The organism is Vibrio neptunius, assembly GCA_019339365.1.
Taxonomy (GTDB): domain Bacteria; phylum Pseudomonadota; class Gammaproteobacteria; order Enterobacterales; family Vibrionaceae; genus Vibrio; species Vibrio neptunius.
Genome location: CP079859.1, coordinates 1,617,007 through 1,635,279, shown reverse-complemented (window position 1 = coordinate 1,635,279; position 18,273 = coordinate 1,617,007). Strand labels below are relative to the sequence as shown.

The 18,273-nt window shown below is 46.6% G+C and carries 11 protein-coding genes and 2 pseudogenes; 7 read left to right on the top strand and 6 right to left on the bottom strand.

Going from position 1 to position 18,273, the window contains the following annotated elements; genetic code table 11:
• The first annotated feature begins 42 nt into the window (after nt 1-42).
• Entirely contained in the window at nt 43-1,815 is a 1,773-nt protein-coding gene (locus KW548_07885; GenBank protein ID QXX07853.1) for a hypothetical protein, read from the top strand.
• Between the two features lie 129 nt (nt 1,816-1,944).
• Here the strand turns inward: KW548_07885 and KW548_07880 are convergent, their stop codons facing one another.
• Both KW548_07880 and KW548_07875 read right to left on the bottom strand, forming a co-directional pair.
• The gene (locus tag KW548_07880; GenBank protein ID QXX08006.1) at nt 1,945-2,334 is read right to left on the bottom strand and encodes a type II toxin-antitoxin system VapC family toxin; all 390 of its coding nucleotides are present in this window, start codon (nt 2,332-2,334) and stop codon (nt 1,945-1,947) included.
• Nucleotides 2,335-2,347: 13 nt separating this feature from the next.
• Nucleotides 2,348-2,581, bottom strand: coding sequence for an AbrB/MazE/SpoVT family DNA-binding domain-containing protein (locus tag KW548_07875; GenBank protein ID QXX07852.1), 234 nt, complete (start codon nt 2,579-2,581; stop codon nt 2,348-2,350).
• Between the two features lie 613 nt (nt 2,582-3,194).
• On the opposite strand from KW548_07875, the gene KW548_07870 reads away from it, so the two are divergent.
• Nucleotides 3,195-8,543 (top strand): Ig-like domain-containing protein, encoded by a 5,349-nt coding sequence (locus tag KW548_07870; GenBank protein QXX07851.1) that lies wholly within the window; start codon nt 3,195-3,197, stop codon nt 8,541-8,543.
• Between the two features lie 241 nt (nt 8,544-8,784).
• Here KW548_07870 and KW548_07865 read toward each other — a convergent pair whose 3' ends face one another.
• Together KW548_07865 and KW548_07860 are read right to left on the bottom strand one after the other, a co-directional pair.
• Nucleotides 8,785-10,497 carry a hypothetical protein gene (locus tag KW548_07865; protein QXX07850.1) on the bottom strand — a complete coding sequence of 571 codons (1,713 nt, stop codon included), beginning with the start codon at nt 10,495-10,497 and terminating at the stop codon, nt 8,785-8,787.
• A complete protein-coding gene (locus KW548_07860; protein QXX07849.1) occupies nt 10,476-11,966 on the bottom strand; it encodes a hypothetical protein in 1,491 nt (496 codons plus the stop codon). Before KW548_07860 ends, KW548_07865 begins: the two co-directional genes overlap by 22 nt.
• Nucleotides 11,967-12,215: 249 nt before the next feature.
• On the opposite strand from KW548_07860, the pseudogene KW548_07855 reads away from it, so the two are divergent.
• Together KW548_07855 and KW548_07850 are read left to right on the top strand one after the other, a co-directional pair.
• Nucleotides 12,216-12,538 (top strand): annotated as a pseudogene (locus tag KW548_07855) (hypothetical protein).
• A 313-nt stretch (nt 12,539-12,851) separates the two neighbouring features.
• A complete protein-coding gene (locus tag KW548_07850) occupies nt 12,852-13,955 on the top strand; it encodes an alpha/beta hydrolase (protein QXX07848.1) in 1,104 nt (367 codons plus the stop codon).
• Between the two features lie 203 nt (nt 13,956-14,158).
• On the opposite strand, the pseudogene KW548_07845 reads toward KW548_07850, so the two are convergent.
• A pseudogene (locus tag KW548_07845) lies at nt 14,159-15,400 on the bottom strand (S8 family peptidase).
• Nucleotides 15,401-15,779: 379 nt separating this feature from the next.
• Here KW548_07845 and KW548_07840 point away from each other — a divergent pair.
• The 3 genes from KW548_07840 (at nt 15,780) to KW548_07830 (ending at nt 17,264) form a co-directional block, all read left to right on the top strand.
• On the top strand, nt 15,780-15,959 hold the full coding sequence (locus KW548_07840; GenBank protein QXX07847.1) for a hypothetical protein: 180 nt from the start codon (nt 15,780-15,782) through the stop codon (nt 15,957-15,959).
• Nucleotides 15,960-16,170: 211 nt separating this feature from the next.
• Complete coding sequence (ribD, locus tag KW548_07835) at nt 16,171-16,779, top strand: bifunctional diaminohydroxyphosphoribosylaminopyrimidine deaminase/5-amino-6-(5-phosphoribosylamino)uracil reductase RibD (GenBank protein QXX07846.1); 609 nt, start codon at nt 16,171-16,173, stop codon at nt 16,777-16,779.
• Complete coding sequence (locus KW548_07830; protein ID QXX07845.1) at nt 16,707-17,264, top strand: RibD family protein; 558 nt, start codon at nt 16,707-16,709, stop codon at nt 17,262-17,264. Before ribD ends, KW548_07830 begins: the two co-directional genes overlap by 73 nt.
• Nucleotides 17,265-17,327: 63 nt before the next feature.
• Here KW548_07830 and KW548_07825 read toward each other — a convergent pair whose 3' ends face one another.
• Nucleotides 17,328-18,242 (bottom strand): LysR family transcriptional regulator, encoded by a 915-nt coding sequence (locus tag KW548_07825; protein QXX07844.1) that lies wholly within the window; start codon nt 18,240-18,242, stop codon nt 17,328-17,330.
• Nucleotides 18,243-18,273: the final 31 nt, after the last annotated feature.

The window sequence follows — 18,273 nt, the reverse complement described above, 5'->3', positions numbered from 1 at the left end:
GCACCACTGTGTGCTTTGGCTAGTAAACTAAAAGGACTTCCTATGAGCCTTCCAAAATTATGCTCTTTGCAAAACGTTAATAATAAGAAATATCGTTGCAACCATGCCACTAAGCTGGCGTCTGATTATAAACCCCCACAATGTCTGTTTGAGCTGTTGCCGTATGGCAATGAAACCTATGCGATTAAGAATGTCGACAATGGGGAATTCTACCAAAATCATATTCGTTCATTAGCCAGCAGTGTTAAGGGAGATGGTCAGCTTTGGACGATTGTGCCCGATGCTGAGGCTGAAGGAACGTTTACGATTCAAAATGTCGAAAATGGCGAATACATGACGAGTCATGCAGGTCAGTTGCATAAGGGCACGCCTGGGGCGAATGAGCGTTGGGTAATTGAAGCACGTGAGGAGGCAAAGCCGGATCTTAAGGCGTCTTTCTATGGCTTCTTGAAGAACCAAAGTAATAGTGAGTATCGATGCAATCACGCCGCGCAGTTGAAGGATAAGCCAGTTGTGCCCAACTGTTTGACGAAGTTTATTCAGTACGATGACGGCACGGTAGCGATTCAAAACCAAGACAATTACGAGTTTTTCCAAAGCTCGATTGTTACGATGGCTGACCGCGTAACGTCGAATGCGCAAAAGTGGCGTTTAATAGAGGTGGACTCTGAAGAAGGCAATACATTTTATGTGAAAAATGTCCAAAATGAAAAGTACATGACCCGTAAAGCGAGTCAGCTTCACGCCGGTAAACCCGGTAAAGATGAAGTGTGGGTGATTGAGCCATTTGACTGCGCGCAAACCTCGTCTTGGATGAGCAGTAATGCGGCGCTTCTTGACAATAAGCCGCTCAGTGAAATTTGTCTGCCAGCGTCTCATGATTCAGGGACTTATAAGCGCACGTACCACACTCGGTATGGTACTCAAGCAGTGACAAAAACTCAGATCTTTGATATCCAAATGCAACTGATGCAAGGGGCCCGTAAGCTCGATTTGCGCCCAGCACTTTGGAATGGTGATTTTTATACGGCTCATTACACAGACATTAGCAAGGATAGCGGTTTAGCAGCAACATTTAAGGTTGGCTTTCAAGGTGCTGCTGGAGTTGCGTTATCAGAGGCGTTAGCGCAGGTGGCGGCGTTTATTGAGAACAATCAAGGTGAACTGGTGATTTTGAAGTTCAGTCACTTTATTGATTGGGCGAAGCGTGATGATCGTAAAGATAACGGTTTGTCTGCAGAGCAATCGGAGTTGTTTATCTCGATGGTTCGTGATGTTCTTGGCGCGCACCTTATCACAGGGGATGCGGCGAACCTGTCGAGTTTGACGGTCAATGAGCTACTCAGTAAAGGCAATGTTATTGCGCTGATGCCGAATGATTTTGAGGGCATTGATTCGAAGGCAGGGATTTGGGCGAGCGATCAGTTACCTGGGGAGGGAAGTTATTCCAACACCAATGTGCTTGAGAAAATGGAGGCCAATCAAAAGGAGAAGTTGACTTCTCATTCCCATGATAACCAGTCTTTTATGATGAACATCTCTTGGCAATTAACGTTGGATACTAGCAACTCTATTTCTGGCGCAACGTTGGGAACACCGACGATTTTAAGTTACGCCCATAAGGCGAATACTGATTTGAGCCCGACGCTTTCTGAGTGGCTTGTCCATGACGTGATTAATGGTACGTATTATCCGAATACGTTGCAGACGGATATCTGCTATGAAGAGCAGACTCAAGCAGTCGCCCTTTCTTTAGCGATTACCCGTCAGGTAGAGAGGTTGCTCCATGAGCGTCAGGAGACGCTGCCAGCCTAGCCTTTTTAGTGTGTGATAAACCAACCGATAGGTGAAGGCCTATCGGTTTTTTGTGTTTCAGGAAAATGATTTGGGGACAGGCAGCGTAAGCTCTAGAAATCAGCGTTCAACCTATCTTAATTTCCCTTTCTAGCGAACCCAATCTTCAAGCTCTAGTCCTTCGACACGCTGAAACTCTCTTATATTATTCGTGACAAGCACACAGCCAGTCGACATGGCGTGACCTGCAATAGCAGTGTCGTTGTTGCCAATGGGTGTACCTTTGGACATTAGATCGCGTTTAACTTCAGTAGTTGCATCAACAGCTGCTTTATCCCAAGGTAAAATCTCATCCACTCGCTTTAAAAATTCTTCAACAAGCACAGCATCTTTTCTCCCCAATAACCCGTACTGCATTTCTTGATAGGTAATGGCTGAGATAACGATTCGATGCTGCTCACCAACCACTGTTTGAAGCTTTTTAAGCACCGCAATTGGTTGCTCTCGCATAATGAACGAACAAATACACGTATCGAGCATATAGTTGATTTTTTTACTCAAAATTGAATCGTCCTTCGTCCGTCATCACATCTTCACGGTTTGCCATGAAATCACTATCAGCCTTTTCTTGCTCACCAAATGAAAGCCAATCTGGACGAACTGGGCGCAAGGTGATGACATCACCCTCTTTGTGGATTTCAAGCTCATTGACGCCGTCAAACTCAAAATCTTTTGGCAAGCGCACCGCTTGATTCTTGCCATTTTTAAAAATAGATACTGTTCTCATCACACCCCCTCTCTTAGCATATGCCAAACCTATGCTAAGTGTAAAATATACGCTATCTGTCAAGCATAGGATGCGTTTTACAGCGCAACTTTTGCGGCTTATGAAGGCATTTAGGGACAGGCACCAACGGCTCTGGTGTACACACCGAGCTGCGATTGTGGTCATGAACCCCAATTTGAATACCGCGGCTAACAGAATTAATGCTCTAGCACTGTTTGCGCCTTATTTAAAGGGTTTATCGCTAAACTACTCACAAAGTGGCACGGTTAATTATTAAACACAACCAATCGGCTTTTTATTAAAATAGGCAATTCTAGATAACAACATTTTCAAACCTCGGTGATAATTGTATTTATCACCGCTAAATCCCCGCATCAATAATCGCACTCCAAGCCAGACTGCATCTAAGGCAAGTGATTTCCCTCGCAAACTAAGCTCCAACTCTACTATGAGTTCTAACAGTACAAGGGTATGAAATTAAATTGATAATATATATCGATCAATTTAACCAAACACATTAACAATCAATATCCAATAAATTACCCATTAATTAATCAAATCCACCCTACGTTTCGTTTTCAATCTATTTAATTAAACATAGGGACAACTAAAAATGGACAAGCAATTCAACGTTAAGGATCTATTGCTCCTTATGATGGCGTTAACCTTGATCGTGCTCCTCCTCTCTGGCTGTGGTGGTTCAGAAGAAGGCGCCTCTCAAACCGAAAGCAGCCCACCTCAATCCACACCCTCTTCAACTAGGCCTCAACCAAGCCAAACCGAGGCTACCGTCCAATTAGAGCGGCTGACGCTTACCGCCTTCCCTGTCAAAACCAAGGGGACGAGCGAGCTCACGCTTATTACGGGCAACGAGCAATATTTTCTTGCCGTGGGTGAATATTCTAACGGCCAATCTAAAGTGTTGACTGAGGAGTTAACTGTCGAGGATTGGCAATCCAGTGACCAAACGATTGGCGAGTTTATTCAATCCGGTGTTTTGCAAAGCAAGGCCTCAGGGGTGGTGTCGGTTGCTTTTAGCAAAGATAACCTCACCAGTAACCCCGTCGAAGTGAAGGTTACCGACGCCACCATTACCGATATTACCATCACACCCTCATTGGTGAAGTTAGCCAAAGGCCATTACCAACCGTTAACGGCAATTGCGACATACAACAACGGTCTATCATCCGATATCAGTCACTCTGTCAATTGGAAGCCTAACGATCACAGTACCGCCAAAGTCAACACTAACGGATTGTTGTCAGGCAGATTGGTCGGTACTACTACTGTCACCGCGATGAAAAAAGGCGTTACGAGTAACACCGTTAACGTCGAGGTCACTAATGCGGTGATCACCGATATTAGCGTCACCCCGCCAAGCGTCTCTGTCGCCAAAGGGCATAACCAATCGTTGCAAGCCAAAGCCACCTACAGTGATGGCACTTCGTCTACTATCAGTGATTCGGTCACTTGGATACCAAACGATAGCAGCATCGCTACTGTCACATCCCAAGGGTTGTTGGCAGGCGGAAAAGTCGGCACTACTACCCTCACGGCGATGAAGGATGGCGTCACGAGTAATTCAATCGACTTGAACGTGACCAATGCGGTGCTCAAAGAGATTACCATCACATCACCAAGCGTCTCTGTCGCCAAAGGCCAGAAACAGCGTTTAACCGCCATGGGGACCTACAGTGATGGCACCACGTCGGATATTAGTGATTTCGTCAACTGGAAGGCAACCCATAACAATATCGCCATCGTCACACCCAAAGGATTGTTGTCAGGCATTCAGGCCGGCGCCACTACCCTCACCGCGATGAAAGAAGGCGTCACTAGTAACACCGTTAACGTCGAGGTTACTAATGCGGTGATCACCGATATTAGCGTCACTCCGCCAACGGTCAGTATCGCCAAAGGCCAGAAACAGCGTTTAACCGCCAATGCGACTTACAGTGATAACACCTCGTCGGATATTAGTGATTCCGTCACTTGGATACCAAACGATAGCAGCATCGCCAACGTCACATCCAAAGGGTTGCTGGCAGGTGGTAAGGTTGGCGACACCACTCTCACCGCCATGAAAGATGGCATCACCAGTAATTCAATCGATGTTGACGTCACCAAGGCGGTACTCAAGGAGATTACCATCAAACCAACAAGCATCTCTGTCGCCAAAGGCCAGAAACAGCGTTTAACCGCCATGGCGATATACAGTGACGGCACCACGTCGGATATTAGTGATTTTGTCAATTGGAAGCCTGACGTTGCCACCACAGCCAACGTCAGCACTAGCGGGGTGTTGTCAGGCGTTATGGTCGGTACCACTACTGTCACCGCGATGAAAGAAGGCGTCACCAGTAACTCCGTTGACGTGGAGGTCACCAATGCGGTGATCACAGGAATTAGTGTTACGCCCTCTGTGGTTACTATCGCCAAAGGCCAAAATCAAGCGCTAACGGCCACCGCCACTTATAGTGATAACACCTCGTCGGATATCACTGCGGCAGTCAATTGGACTTCGACGAATAAAACCACCGCAACAGTAATGTCTACAGGTTTATTGAAAGGTGAAGATGTCGGCCAGACTACACTCTCTGCCATGAAAGATGGGGTCACCAGTAACCCAGTAGGGGTGGTGGTCAGTGACGCGGTGATCACGGGTATTAGCGTGACACCGCCAATTGTCATGGTCGCCAAAGGCCAGAAACAGCGTTTAACCGCCAATGCCACCTACAGTGATAACACGTCATCTGATGTCAGTGCTTCGGTCACTTGGATACCTGTCGATAGCAAAACAGCAATCGTCACCTCCCAAGGATTGTTGTCAGGCGGTGAGGTCGGTCCCACCACCCTCACTGCGATTAAAAATGGCGTCACCAGTAACACCGTCACTGTTGATGTCACCAATGCGGTACTAACGGGTATCAGCGTCACACCGCCAACACTCGCTGTGGCTCGCGGCCAGAGTGAGCGATTAACCGCCATGGCCACCTACAGCGATAACACGTCATCCGATATCAGTGATTTCGTTAGCTGGGAGCCTATCGATAACAAAAAAGTATCTTTCACCCAGAACAGCTTATTAACCGGAGAGAAGGTCGGCCCCACCACAGTGACCGCATCGCTAGACGGGGTCACCAGTAACATCGTCGATGTGGATGTCACCAATGCGGTGCTCACCGCGATTAGCGTCACACCACCAACGGTCAGTATCGCCAAGGGCCAAAAAGAGCCACTGACAGCCACGGCCACCTACAGTGATGGCACCACGTCGGATATTAGCGGTTCTGTTAGCTGGATACCTGTCGATAATAAACCCGCAACTATCACCTCTAACGGGTTGTTGACCGGAGCTAACGTTGGTAAAACCACCCTCACTGCAATTAAAGATGCGGTCACCAGTAACCCAGTAGGGGTGGTGGTCAGTGACGCAGTGATCACGGGTATTAGCGTGACACCGCCAAATATCACGGTGGCCAAAGGCCAGAAACAGCGTTTAACCGCCAATGCTACCTACAGTGATCGTACCTCGTCTGATATTAGTGACTCGGTCAGTTGGGTTTCTGTCGATACCAACACGGCAACTATGACCTCTGACGGGTTGTTGACCGGAGCTAGCGTCGGGAAAACCACCCTCAGCGCAGTAAAAGATGGGGTCACCAGTAACACCGTCGATGTTGACGTCACCAATGCGGTGCTCACCGCGATTAGCGTCACACCACCAACGGTCAGTATCGCCAAGGGCCAAAAAGAGCCACTGACAGCCACGGCTACCTACAGTGATGGCACCTCGTCGGATATTAGTGATTCTGTTAGCTGGATACCTGTCGATAATAAACCCGCAACTATCACCTCTAACGGGCTGTTGACCGGAGCTAACGTCGGTCAAACCACCCTCAGCGCCATAAAAGATGAGGTGAACAGTAACACCGTCGATGTGGATGTCACCAATGCGGTGCTCACCGCGATTAGCGTCACACCACCAACGGTCAGTATCGCCAAGGGCCAGACAGAGCCAATGACAGCCACGGCCACCTACAGTGATGGCACCTCGTCGGATATTAGTGATTCTGTTAGCTGGATACCTGTCGATAATAAACCCGCAACTATCACCTCTAAAGGGTTGTTGACCGGAGCTAACGTTGGTAAAACCACCCTCACTGCGATTAAAGATGCGGTCACCAGTAACCCAGTAGGGGTGGTGGTCAGTGACGCGGTGATCACGGGTATTAGCGTGACACCGCCAAGTGTCACGGTTGCCAAAGGCCAGAAACAGCGTTTAACCGCCAATGCTACCTACAGTGATCGTACCTCGTCTGATATTAGTGACTCGGTCAGTTGGGTTTCTGTCGATACCAACACGGCAACTATGACCTCTGACGGGTTGTTGACCGGATCTAGCGTCGGGAAAACCACCCTCAGCGCAGTAAAAGATGGGGTCACCAGTAACACCGTCGATGTTGAGGTCACCAGTGCTGTGCTCACCGCTCTTCATGTGACGCCAACGACGATCAGTATCGCCAAAGGCCAAAAAGAGCCAATGACGACCACGGCCACCTACGGTGATGGCACCTCCTCCGATATCAGTGACTTTGTCAGCTGGAAAATAACCGATAGCAATATCGCCACCGTCACACCCAAAGGATTGTTGTCAGGCAGTCAGGCTGGCGCCACTACCCTCACGGCGATGAAAGATGGCGTCACCAGTAGCCCCGTAAATGTGGAGGTCACCGATGCGGTGATCACCGATATCACCGTCACCCCGCCAAGCGTCTCTGTCGCCAAAGGGCATAAACAATCGTTGCAAGCCAAAGCCACCTATAGTGATGGCACTTCGTCTATTGTCAGTGATTCTGTCACTTGGATACCAAACGATAGCAGTATCGCCAACGTCACACCCAAAGGTTTACTGGCAGGCGGTAAGGTTGGCGGCACCACTCTCACCACAATGAAAGATGGTGTCACCAGTAATACCATTAACGTTGAGGTCACCAGTGCTGTGCTCACGGCGATTAGCGTCACACCAACTACGCTTACCGTAGCGAAAGGACAGACCGAACCGCTGACCGCTATGGCCATCTACAGTGATGGCACCTCCTCTAATATCAGTGATTTCGTTAGCTGGGTGCCTCTCGATACCAGCACCGCAACCGTCACCGATCAAGGTTTATTGTCAGGGGCCGATGTGGGTACCACCACTCTCACTGCGGTTCAAAATGGCATCACTAGTAATGCAATAGACGTTGAGGTCACCGACGCTGTCATGACAGGGCTCACTTTGAGTCCCCCGTTAATCGGAGTGGTCAAAGGTCAAACGCAAGCGATAACAGTCACCGCTAACTACAGTGATGGCTCCTCGTCCGATGTCAGTACCTCTGTCGCTTGGTGGAAGTCTGGTGACTCCACAGTTTCAGTGAGTCCTCAGGGCCTAGCAGGGGGAAGTGGCAGTGGTACAGTCACGGCAGCTAAAAACGGATTTATGGGAACCGTTGATATCTACGTATGTAATACGTTGAAAGAGAAGTGTATTGACTTTGTGCATACGGGCAACCAAAAGTTGTTTACCAGCACACCGTCTTCAGCCTACATGGAAGGTCTCGGTCTCGGTGGAAACTTCCGGCTGGAAACCAAACGCGATAAGAGCGGTTCTTTTTATACATTTACTTGGCAAAAAGCGAATGAGCTGTGTGCCAAATACAATACTATTAATCTAGCTAGACGCGATAACTGGCGTTTGCCGACACTAGAGGAGTTGAGGGATGAGTTGTACAAATCGCCCAGCGGCTGGGCAAATAACAATGGCAAGTACAGCAAGTACTGGACCTCAACTAAAAATTACGATCCAAGATCAACACCCGGAGTATACTGGTCCGTCAACATAAGTAATAAATCCATTAACAAATACTACGGCAAAAATTATTCGCTATACGCCTCATGCGTTTCTTCTGGTCAACCTTAACCTTTAAGTGCCGTCATAAAAGCAAGGTAGACACGAATAGGCCGCATAGAGTCTGCCCTGCTTACCGATTAACTACAGAGCGCGGTTAGAAACGAAAAAGACGTCTTCGGACGTCTTTTTAATTTGATGATGAGTACGAGCACCGCTTAGGTATCGCCAATATAGACTTCTCGCTTCTCTTGGTACAGACGTTGTTCTCTGAGTCTGGATGTTATCAAAGCATCAAACACTGAGTTGGGGTTTAATCCTGATTCTCCGCTTTTTCCCGCATAAAGAAGTCATACGCTTCACTGGCCGTCAGCGTTGCACTGGCCTGAATCTCTTCCAAATGGCGGAGTATCACAGGGGTAAAGGGGTTTTCGTCAAAATACCAGTCCGTATCAAACGCCTCAAACTGACGCAGATAAAAGGCATAGGCCAGCTCACCCTCAAGCCCGGCTTGTGTAATAAGTCTCACCATCTCAGCTGCTCTTTTAGGCTCGTTTTCAGTGCCATCTGGGAACTTGTTATCCAAAATATCAAAGAAATCATCAATGTTATCCAGGTTATCGCTGGCAAATAAAAACGCCAATAACTTTTGCCATCGGGCGTCGGAGGCGCACAGCAGGGTTGCACAAATATTTCTTGTGTACTCCCAGGGTTTGCCTCGGCTGAGCTTGGTCAACACTGTGGGTGTGATGTCGGTCAGGGAGAGTTCGCCCATCAGGTAGTCCATCAATGCATAGACAAGCGCCTCACATTCAGCTTCATCCGCGTCTGTGTTATCAGAAAAAAATGCGGCCAATTCAGGAACAAGCTCAGCGGTGACGAGTGCATTATACGCGGCTTCATCAAACCCCGGATACGCAAAACCGAGAAAGCGCTGCCTGTGTTTGTCGTCTAAAAGGTCCACCGCTGCACTTATCGCCTCTGAGATCTTTCGCTCTTTTCTGGCCAGCATCTCTGGCTCGTTCGGGTCCTGCTCGTCTTTTTTTCTATAGCGATTGAGCAGGCGCAAATAGGCATCCCTCAGGCCGTTATCATTGTTAAACCCATCGACATGTTTGCGCACTTGGGCTTTTTGAATCATCACAATGCGCAGTAAAAATGCGTATTTCTCATTGATTCCCAGATCGGTAATAAAATCGCAAAACGCTTCAATTTCATCGTTCGTGGTTTGATAGGTGTAAACACCGCTTTCGGAGAACTCATAAAAGCTCACCAACAGGGTTTTGGCGGGAAACAGCTCCAGCATCAAGCCATACAGCGCTAATAGCTGTTTTTTCAACGGTGCAGGCGCCACTTTGGCGGCATACAGCATAGACGCCAATATCATGCCCACATCATCAGATACAACAAAAACATCGCTGTGCAGTGTACCCGTCTCCTCATCTGGGCTGGCTAACAGCTCGCGGATACAGGCCAGCGCCTCATCTTTAGACACCGCTTGCGCCGCAGGCTCCTGCTTCATCAGCTTGGCAAACAGGCTATTGCCCCCGGATGCCTGGGATTCGACATAGGCTTTGATTTTCTCGGACAGAGCCTGAGCTTTTTCATCACAGTCTAATTCGTGATGCTGCGCCATCTCCCGATAGAAGCTCTTAAATACGTGCTCGCTGTAAAACCCGGCCAGCGCACCCAGATGTTCGCTCGGGGTAAAGGAGTTCGCTTCCTGACACAAAATATACGCCACGCTCAGTAATTGAGAGCCTCTGGCGTAGTCAATCTGATTGAGATCAGGGGTCAGCGCCAAAATATCCGGGTCGGTATCCTGATAGGCGCGCAGAATCACCTCGTCCAGCATCTCGCCAAACAGGGCTTCATCGCGCTTAAAAAAGTCGTGTAACTCCTCGAGCCTGGCGCGACCAAAAGTGTCTATGGTGTCTTCATTTATCAGGCCATACACCCTGTCTTTTATCTCATCTTTGCTCAGCGCTTTCAGGGTATAGCGCTTCACCGCGTCTTTTTCGAGCACAACTCAAATTCATCGACCACCTCTTTGAGTTCACTGCCGCTGAGTTCTTTTTTACCCAGCAAACGCACCAATACGTCTAAGGTTCGCAAGCACTTTTGGTCTTGCTCGGCTTCGCCATCATCTACAATGCCAAACAGCTCCGGGTTGAGATAGGCAACAAAAAAGCGCTCCAGAATATCGGACAGCTCTACGTCATGGTCAATTTCTTCGGACAGCTCAAAACCACCCGAGCCAAAGTATTCAAAGCGTTTGAAGATGTACAACTTCTTGTCACGCGCCAGCTTGCGGATATTGGTGGGCACAAGCTCGTCCAATACCTCGGAGCACTGATTGTGTTCGATATAGGCAAGAATCTTCTCTCCGTTATCGAATCCCTCTAAAAAGAAGGCCTTGTTAGTCTCGTATTCGCTGTCTTCATTGTATTCCTGATAGAAGGGATCATCACGGGTGTCACCTAAGGTTACCCCTTCATACACAGGTTCACTGTAGTAATACAGCTCAGCCAATGGCACATCTTTGACCAGCTCGAACAGCGTCTCATCCAGCGCCTCAAGTACCTCAGACATAGGCCTGCCGTGAAAGTCCAGTTCACCAAACTCTTGATCGTCTTCGTCCCACTCCTCGTTTTGGTTCGCGGCATCATCCATCATTTCATCAAAACAAGCTTCCAACTCTTCGCTTAACCATAAGCTTTGCGTGTCCACAGGCCTGCGAGTGAGCGAGGCTTTCAGCGCCTGAACAAAATACTGATACTTTTGTTCATCGGCTAAAAAGCACTTGAGCAAATTGGGCCTAAACCTGCTCCAGTCAGAAAAACCTTCTGCCATCGCGCTCATGAGATTCGGACAACGGGTACTGGCAAGAATATCCAGCATCATGGGATCATAACCATACTTGTCAAATAGATAGGTGATATCGCCGGTACAGTGATAGCCCAGCTGGTGATAATCGCCGTTTGGCGGAACAAACTCCCCTATCAGATAGGCGTATTCTGGGTATTTTTCCGCCAGTAACACCAATAGATACGTGCCGAAAATGGATCTGGAAGAGAAAAACAGCTCGTTAGAAGAGTTGACCCGAATACTGAACTCAACCAGCTCCTGACAAATACGCAGCACTAGAGGTTTAAACGCTTCATCAGCCAGGGCGTGTTGAAACACAGTGACATGCGAGAACTTTAAATACACATCCGAGCGGTTGAGCTGCTCTAATTCCAGCTCAGATAAGCGTTCCATTTGCTCAAAGCCGGGATCATTAATACTGCCAAATCTGGCCATGCCCTGAATTTGCTCCGGGTCCTGTAGATCTGAGGTTTGAAACAGCCTGTTGTCATGTGAAACAAACCCTCCCACCTGATTAATTAGCTGGCCGGTCTTGTACACCGCCTGAAGGTGAGATTGAAAGGTTTCCAAAGCCTGTTGCAGTGAGGCTTTATCCTGAAGATTGACGGGGATTATTTGCGGTTTCATTTGCGCTCTCAATTGTGGTGACAAATCGTAATAAAGAATGATTTCACCACTAGTAAAGCGTCAAGATTAACTAAATTATTCAATGAATTGAATAACTAATGCTTGATTAACCCAAGTCGTACATAGATGATAAAAACTGCAACAAGCCGCAAGTCACATTAAGCAATGTATTGCTGATGGTATTGAAGCGTGTATAAATAAAAACATTTTTAATGGCTTCAGTATGGGCTCAACTTTCTAGGGAAACAGATGTCAGACATAAAACCACTATTAGGGTTGCTATTTTTCGTGTGGGGAGGGGTCTATTTTTATCATCTTGTCGTTTACTCTTTGGGTGATAAAAAGCATATCAATCAATTGGTCGACAACTTGGCTAAAGAGCCTCAACGTTTTAAGAGCATCAATTACATTGCTATGAATAGCGTAGGCGCTGGGGGCTATTCTCCTATTTCTGCCTGATTTATCCTTTTATCAGGCATCGAAGAAGAGAAAAGAAACGTTCTTTTGACGTTTTTATGGGCTTAAATTGGGTATTTTTTATGGCCATTCTTTACGTTTCTGTTTTTGTCTAAAAATGGCGAGCGCGGTCAGAAATGACAAAAGACGTCCTAAATTCACTCCATATTCAACAACGAGTATTATTTGTTATGCCATAAATAGGTTGCCTACAAGGCTTGCGTTTGGCAACTATTCAACCAGTAATCAAGTCGAAAGCCTGACTGATAAGAGGCAAAACATCCCTACTCAGAGAAGATATCATTTATTTATCACTCTCCATTATTACCCAATGCAATCATATGCAATGACATACCCATACACGATCACGACAGCGACTGACATTTTCCCTCGTTACACTGCCCCTATCAATCCAATAGGGAATCATACATGACTAATTACAAGCACCTGCTACTTGCCGCACCACTCATCGTATTGGCAGCCTGTAACTCAAGCTCAGGCAACAACAGCAACAGAAAAGGCATAACCCAAGATAAACCATTAGCAAACTACAACTTCAATGATACTGATCTTGCGAGTGTATTGGCAGAACGTCGACCGTTACTTGACTCAATGAGCGTAAGTTTTGACGGAACCACTTACAATCGGGTTCGCTACGCAGAAGAACTTGGCGAAGAACGCCTTGTCATTCATTTACAAAATAGTAGCGATAAAGGTCTGGATCTGTTTGTGACCACTGACGATGACAGTGATTGTGCTATCTATCGCGAAGGTGAGCTATATGATTTGTTTGCGTGTGGCGACTCGACCCAATCAGAATCTGGTAACAAGACATTGATTCAATCCGTTACCCAGAAGGTTAAAAAGTCGATCAAGGTCGAATTCAATAACGAACTAATCGGTGATCTCTCAAGCATCGGTTCCACCATTTTGACAGCGACTGATAACAGCATCGGCGTCGATATCGACACCTCTTTTGCTTTTACTGGTTTCTATAAAGATGTATTTGGCATCACCTCAGCCGACGAACGAATTCATTCAACCTTAGGAGTTAGCACCTACCTTGAGCTTGCCTCGATTGTCCAAAAATATCCTGGCCAGAAGATGGTAATAAAGTTCAATAACAATATAGGTGGAAGCGCAGATGACGACATCAATATGTACACTGGCATGATGATCCATAATCAAGCGATGAAAACCGTCGTTACCCCGAAAGGCTCAGTATTTTCAGGTGGTACGGATCTCTTCGCTGCAGGTCAATCTCGAGTTCTTCAACGTAGCAAAGACGTCGATAATATAGAAACAAATAAACAGATCGGCGTTCATAGCTGGAGTAACGGCAATCAATCTGCCAAACAGATCCCTTACACAGATGCTAGCCACCGTAAACAAGCCACCTACTTTAAGACCATGTTGGGTGACAAAGGGGTCGATTTTTACCTCTTCACGCTAGACGCAGCGCCTGTTGAAGGTGAACACTGGATCACTAAAGCAGAATCAGACAAGTTCAAGTTTATTACCTCGATTGAGTAATCTTCTTGTCGCTTGAGCCTAAGAACCGGTACCAAAAGCCGTATTACTTACGAAGCCACGATATACACAACCAAAGGTACAAAAGGATAGTGTAAAATTGGCGATAGGCAGCGGTGCTCCTCATTGCTCCCATAACCTTAAACAATCATGCCAGTCAGGATTTGCTGACTGGCATTTTTTCTAGAAATTGGAAATCATTGAATACTGTCGGTTAGGCTATATAGCAGCTTGTTGACAGTACCTTTAGCATCACTGACTTTGTTTGTGCTCGCACGTTGGCTGATCAGCGTTGAGACTTGAGCTGGTGACAGGGTGTTGTTTTCTTGCAGATACAGAGCCGCGACGCCTGCTACGTGAGGTGTTGCCATCGATGTACCACTAATGGTGCGGTAGCCACCATCGTACCAAGCCGATTTGATATTCGCACCGGGCGCAAACACGTCAACACAGCGACCCCAATTAGAGGAGCTTGCACGTCTATCGCTGCTGGTTGTCGAACCGACAGTCACACCGCTTGCTTCGCGCGCTGGTGAGAAGTTACAAGCGTCAGCGTTGGAGTTACCAGCTGCAAGCATAAAGCTGATCCCTGACTGAACCGCGCTTGCTACTGCTTGATCAAGAGCGGTTGAAACACCCCCACCTAAGCTCATGTTGGCCACCGATGGGCCAGAGGCGTTGGCCGCTACCCAATTCACACCGCCAATGACACCTGAAATCGTACCAGAGCCACGACAGCTTAGTACACGTACACCGACGATATTGACGTTTTTCGCCACACCGTATTGAGCACCACCAATGGTGCCCGCTACATGAGTACCGTGACCGTTACAGTCAGTCGCGTCACTATCGTTGTCGACGAAGTCATAGCCTGATCTTGCACGGCCACCGAATTCAACGTGCGTGTTTGTCACACCAGTATCGATTACATAAGCGGTCACACCTGAACCATCGTAGTTGTAGGTGTAGCTGTTGCTGAGTGGCAAATCACGCTGATCGATGCGGTCTAATCCCCAAACAGGATTGCTTTGATTAGCGTTCGCCGAGATAACAGGATCGAGCGAGATGATTTGGTCTTGTTCAATAAAGTCGACTTGTTGATCAGCACGCAGGGCTTTCAATTGTTCATCAGAAAGAGTAGCGACAAAACCACTTAACGAGCGGCCATAAACTTTATCGATTTTAACTGCATGTTGGCTAGCGAGACCAGACACCGTTTGTTGGGTAAACTGCTGAAGGGCTTGTTGATCATTGCTCATCGTCAGTGGTTGCTTTAGCACAACGATGTATTGATTTTTAATCGCAGATTTTGCCGACGCTGTCATTAAAGGCGCAAGCATTGGGTCCTCAGATGCAATGGCTCCTCCTTGATTTTGTTGCGCAAGCCCCGAAGTTGAAACGACTGAAAGAGTCGAGGCAATACAACAACTTAATAATTTCTTAAACATACTGTCTTCCTTTGAATAGTAAAAGAGATTGTTGAACATGGCCTACTACAAACATCAAGCATGTCTAGTGGACTCTCGTTGTGCCAAAGAGAACCTGATTACAAATTTCACACTATGCACTTATTCAATTTATTGCATATTGTTGTTTTAGTTAATCTATAAATATGCGCACGGTTTATAAAATTATTGAAATTGAGTTTTTACTGTTTCTTGATTGGTGGGATAACAATCAAAGACGAGAGCTTTTGCTCTATAAAGTGAAATCTACGTGCTAAGGCAATAGTGATTTGTTTTGCATGAGTCAATGATTTAAGGACAGGCAATGGCTCCACACTAGTATACTTTCCATAATGGACTCTTTTCATCGAGGTTTTATGTCATGGGAAAGGTATTTTTACACGTGATTGTTGTCCTTTTTTCTTTCCAAGTGATGGCTTCAACGACATCATGGAAAGAGTTAATCTGGATAACCGAAGAATACCCACCCTGGACCTATTCTGACAATGGCGTGGCCAGTGGTATATACGTTGAGCTCCTAGAAGCTATTTGGGAAAAATAGAGAGTAATAAAATATTTTTGATGAGAAATAATAAATCTAACCCTTATATTATTGAAATTTATTCCACTATAATAATAAATTGATATATTTATTTGTCACTAAGCATTACCTTTTGAACTGCGTCAACTTGTTCGTGAATTATTAACTATTTAAATTTATCTAACATGATAACATTTGATAATTATATAAAGTTATTAAAGGCAAGATTAGAATGCATAATAAATATATGCAATTGGCGTTACAGCAGGCGAGAAAAGGCTGCATGTCGACAAGCCCGAACCCAAGAGTCGGTTGCGTGGTGGTTAAGAATGAGCAAGTCATCGCGACCGGATTCCATCAAGTCGCAGGAAGTGCGCATGCAGAGGTCAACGCGCTAAAAGGCGGCCTTGCTCAATACGAGGGCACCACTATTTATGTCACTCTAGAGCCTTGCTCTCACTTCGGGCGCACACCTCCTTGCTGTAACCTTCTTATTAGCGCTAAACCGAGCAAGGTTGTTGTCGCAATGCTAGACCCCAACCCTAAAGTGGCGGGCAGAGGTGTAAAAGCGATACAAGAAGCCGGAATTGCAGTAGAAGTAGGATGTTGTGAAGAAGAAGCGCTCCAACTCAATGAAGGCTATATACGCAGAATGCAAGGCTTACCGCCGCGGGTTGTAGCCAAGGTGGCCGCAAGCCTAGATGGTAAAGTGGGATTAAAAATGGCCACAGACTTGGGCTTATCAATGATAAGTGCCGCCACGATGCAATGCGGCTACGTGCAGAAAGTTGTGCTGTTATTACCGACATCGATACCATGCTCGCCGACGACCCATTGCTGATTGCACGGTTCGAAACAGAGCATATCAAGCAACCTGACATTATTATTCTCGATCCCAAACTGGGTCTTCCATTAGATTCACGGGTCATCACGCAACACTGCGACAGAAAGGTGATGGTTTTAACCACATCCCTCTCTGTACAACCAGAGAAAGAAAAGCGGCTGACTGACCTTGGCGTTACAGTGATCAAGGTTGAGCATTATGAAGACAAGGTCTGTTTAAGCGACGTTAAACAGTGGTTAGCAAACACTGACTATCACAACATTTTGGTCGAGTCAGGGCCGACGCTAATATCAGAGTTTATTCAATCGAATATGTTAAATGAAATAGTCATCTACCAAGCACCTATATTACTCGGTCACGATGCGATAGATTTATTTACATGTAAAATAACGGCACTTTCTTCCGCACCAATTCTACAGCTTGATAAAATAGAAAATATCGAAAGTGATATTAAATTAACTTATAAATTTAATATCGACTGATCATTTGAGACGAGGATGGTGCTTCATATAAAAATAGTAACGGAGCACCATAGTGGGAGTGTTTTATTTATTTTCAGTTGAGTTGAGTACTCTACCGATCATTTTTCTCAACCAAATATGAGCCGGGTCCGTCGCCTTTCTACGGTGCCAAATCATATCGAAGTCAAAGGTGTCAATGTGGAAAGGTGGCCGAAAAACCGTCAGCTGTTGATTACTATCGACCGATTCCAATGCTCTGGCTGCGACCGTTAGGATAAGATCCGTGCCGACCACTAACTCACCGGCTGTTCTCCAGTGTGGCAAGATCATACTGATGTTTCGTTTGTGGCCTATTTTGTTGAGTGACTGTTCAATTTCGTTATCAGTCCCTTCTCTCAACGCCACCAGCAGATGAGATCGCGCCAACCAAGCGGCTAAATCTAAATAACCACACTCGGGTATCGTTGAACTATCGGCGACACAGACAAACTCTTCATTGAATAGCGTTTCGACTTGCAGCTCTTGACCTATTTCAGGAAATACGCCAAACGCAAGATCGGTTTCCCCATCAATAACACTAGCGATCATTGCATCTCTGCTGCCTTGTGTCACAACCAGCTTAATATTGGGAGCTATGGCTCTAATTTGTCGAGACAGTTCAGGCAGGATCACTTTCGCACCGTAGTCCGACATCGCAACGCGGAAAGTACGACTGGCCAGATTAGGGTCAAACTCCGGCGGTTCAAAGAGTGTCGTCAACTGAGAGAGCGCTTCGTCTAACGGTTTCAAAAGCTCCTCTGCTTTAGGCGTGAGCTCAAGTTTGCCAGACTTCCTAATCAGTAAAGGATCATCAAATGTTTTTCTTAGATAGGCCAACGAGTGACTCACTGCAGGCTGGCTTTTATTCAGCCTTACCGCTGCCCGTGAAATGTGTTTTTCAGACAACAATGCCTGTAAGGTAACTAAGTGATTAAGATCGACTCGTCTTAGGTAGTTCATATTATGCATTTGGATGACAACGATAACTTAA

What these genes read in the sequence shown, in the direction of transcription:
- KW548_07885 (QXX07853.1), top strand. Translation starts at nt 43, where the DNA reads ATGAGCCTTCCAAAATTATGCTCTTTGCAAAACGTTAATAATAAGAAA.
- KW548_07880 (QXX08006.1), bottom strand. Translation starts at nt 2,334, where the DNA reads ATGCTCGATACGTGTATTTGTTCGTTCATTATGCGAGAGCAACCAATT.
- KW548_07875 (QXX07852.1), bottom strand. Translation starts at nt 2,581, where the DNA reads ATGAGAACAGTATCTATTTTTAAAAATGGCAAGAATCAAGCGGTGCGC.
- KW548_07870 (QXX07851.1), top strand. Translation starts at nt 3,195, where the DNA reads ATGGACAAGCAATTCAACGTTAAGGATCTATTGCTCCTTATGATGGCG.
- KW548_07860 (QXX07849.1), bottom strand. Translation starts at nt 11,966, where the DNA reads ATGAAACCGCAAATAATCCCCGTCAATCTTCAGGATAAAGCCTCACTG.
- KW548_07850 (QXX07848.1), top strand. Translation starts at nt 12,852, where the DNA reads ATGACTAATTACAAGCACCTGCTACTTGCCGCACCACTCATCGTATTG.
- KW548_07840 (QXX07847.1), top strand. Translation starts at nt 15,780, where the DNA reads ATGGGAAAGGTATTTTTACACGTGATTGTTGTCCTTTTTTCTTTCCAA.
- ribD (QXX07846.1), top strand. Translation starts at nt 16,171, where the DNA reads ATGCATAATAAATATATGCAATTGGCGTTACAGCAGGCGAGAAAAGGC.
- KW548_07830 (QXX07845.1), top strand. Translation starts at nt 16,707, where the DNA reads ATGCGGCTACGTGCAGAAAGTTGTGCTGTTATTACCGACATCGATACC.
- KW548_07825 (QXX07844.1), bottom strand. Translation starts at nt 18,242, where the DNA reads ATGAACTACCTAAGACGAGTCGATCTTAATCACTTAGTTACCTTACAG.